This is a genomic window from Streptomyces sp. CB02400 (assembly GCF_001905725.1).
Lineage (GTDB): Bacteria > Actinomycetota > Actinomycetes > Streptomycetales > Streptomycetaceae > Streptomyces > Streptomyces atrovirens.
Genome location: NZ_LIWB01000047.1, coordinates 1 through 2,011, shown reverse-complemented (window position 1 = coordinate 2,011; position 2,011 = coordinate 1). Strand labels below are relative to the sequence as shown.

General features: G+C 68.5%; 2 protein-coding genes. One reads left to right on the top strand and one right to left on the bottom strand.

The window, feature by feature from the left end:
- Window positions 1–95 precede the first annotated feature (95 nt).
- Window positions 96–503 carry a HEAT repeat domain-containing protein gene (locus AMK33_RS40165; RefSeq protein ID WP_327380517.1) on the top strand — a complete coding sequence of 136 codons (408 nt, stop codon included), beginning with the start codon at window positions 96–98 and terminating at the stop codon, window positions 501–503.
- Window positions 504–530: 27 nt separating this feature from the next.
- Here AMK33_RS40165 and AMK33_RS40160 read toward each other — a convergent pair whose 3' ends face one another.
- On the bottom strand, window positions 531–1,742 hold the full coding sequence (locus tag AMK33_RS40160) for an IS110 family transposase (protein WP_073938166.1): 1,212 nt from the start codon (window positions 1,740–1,742) through the stop codon (window positions 531–533).
- Window positions 1,743–2,011: the final 269 nt, after the last annotated feature.

Genomic DNA, 2,011 nt, shown 5'->3' with positions numbered 1-2,011 from the left:
GGGGGTGCCTCTATGTTCTTCGTCAAGCATGTGGGCAGCTTCGGTTCGGGGTTCGATCTTCTTCGCGGACATGAGACTGTCTGGTTGTGCCGGAGATGATGAGTGGGTTGGCGGCGGCCTTGGCTGAGGCTTCGTCTCCTTCGTGGTCGCAACGTGTTCGTGCCGGGCGTGGCCTTGCTTCCTTCGCTGATGTCCCTGAGGCTGCGGAAGCGTTGATGGGGCTGCTGCTGGACATCGAGGACACGGCGGTGACCCGGCAGACGGCAGAGGCCCTGGCCCGGGTGGGGACGGTGGCCGCCCTCAGGCTCATCGCTCTGGCGGTTGCCGAGGCCGACGACAACCAGGTCGACTGGCTGCAGACCGGGGTGCATGACGCGCTCGCGGGAACGGACAGTGTGCCGGACGTCGCAGCGGTCTGCGGGCAGCTCGCCCGGGATCCGGAAGAAGCTGTCCGTCGGGGTGCCGCGGAGATCACGGCGTGGACGGACGACACAAGACGCTGATCTGAGTAGACCTGCCTGTGGGTTGGTTCATGCAGCCGTAGCCCGGGGGACGCGAGGTTCGTAGAAGGTGCCGTCGCGGAGCATGGCGAACAGGACGCTGATGCGTTGGCGGGCCAGGCGCAGGAGGGCCTGGGTGTGGGTCTTGCCGCGGGCTCGCTGGCGGTCATAGTAGGTGCGGGAGGCGGGATCGGCGTTCATGCAGGCGAAGGCGGACAGGAACATCGCCCGTTTGAGCTGCCGGTTTCCGCCTCTGGGTGCGTGTTCACCGTGGATGGAGGTCCCGGACGACTTCGTGGTGGGGGCGAGTCCGGCGTAGGAGGCGAGGTGGGCGGCGGTGGGGAAGTTGCTGGCGTCGCCGACGGTGGTCAGCAGGACTGCGGCGGTCCTGACGCCGACGCCGGGCATCGATGTCAGGACCTGGGAAAGAGGGTGAGCCTCCAGCAGGGTGTTGATCTGGGCTTCCAGGGCCCGGCGCTGGTCGTGGACGGCTCCCAGCGAGCGGGCCAGGGAAGGGATCACGACATCGAGGGTGCCGGTCCCCGGGACGACGACGGTCTGCTCGTCGAGAGCGTCGAACACGTCGTCGATCAGCCGGGCAGCCATGCGCGGGGCCTTGGGCCGGATCACTTCGACGAGCCTGCGGCGGCCGGCTTTCCGCAGTGCGGCCGGGGACCCATAGCGTTCCAGCAGCCAGGTGACGGCCTGGTGGTCCAGGCGCGGGCCCAGGACGCGCTCCAGCGACGGGTGGAACTGGGTGAGCAGACCGCGTATCCGGTTGGAGGTGCGGGTTGCTTCGGCGGCGAGGTCCTGGTCGAAGCCGGTCAGGACGGTCAGCTCGGCGGTGATCTCGTCGGTCAGTTCCAAGGTTCGCAGGGTGTGCGGCATGGTGCGGGCGGCATCCGCGATGACGGCGGCGTCCTTGGCGTCGGTCTTGGCCTCGCCCGGATACAGATCGGCGATCCGCCGCATCGCCAGTCCGGGCAGGTAGGCGACCTTGCAGCCCGAGTCCCGGGCGACGGTCAGCGGAAGGGCGCCGATGGAGGCGGGCTGGTCCACGACCACCAGCACCGTGCCAAACTTCGCGGTCAGCTTGTCGAAGACGGCCCGCAGTTTCGGTTCACTGTTGGGCAGCGGCTTGTCGAAGACCTTCTTCCCCGCCGGGGTCAGCCCGTGCCCGTGATGGGCGCTCTTGCCGACGTCCAGGCCCAGGAGGACGCCCACCTCGGTCGTGTCGAACATCGTTGCTCCCTCTCCCCAAGGGTGTTCACGGTGCCGGCCTCGGCGGTGGTGTCGTGCGCGCGCATCCACGTTATGCAGACCTGCCGCCCGCAAGTCGTCCGGCGTTGCGCCGGACCGGACGGTGGCCGGACCTCTCATCAGCGTCTCCGACGGCACCTCCCGGGCCCGGTGACACCACCCCCCAGGTCATGCCTTCGACAGGGGGACATAATCATGCCGGGCCCGGAGGCCAGCGGCCCTCTTGCAGGACCGCGAAGAAGATAACGGGG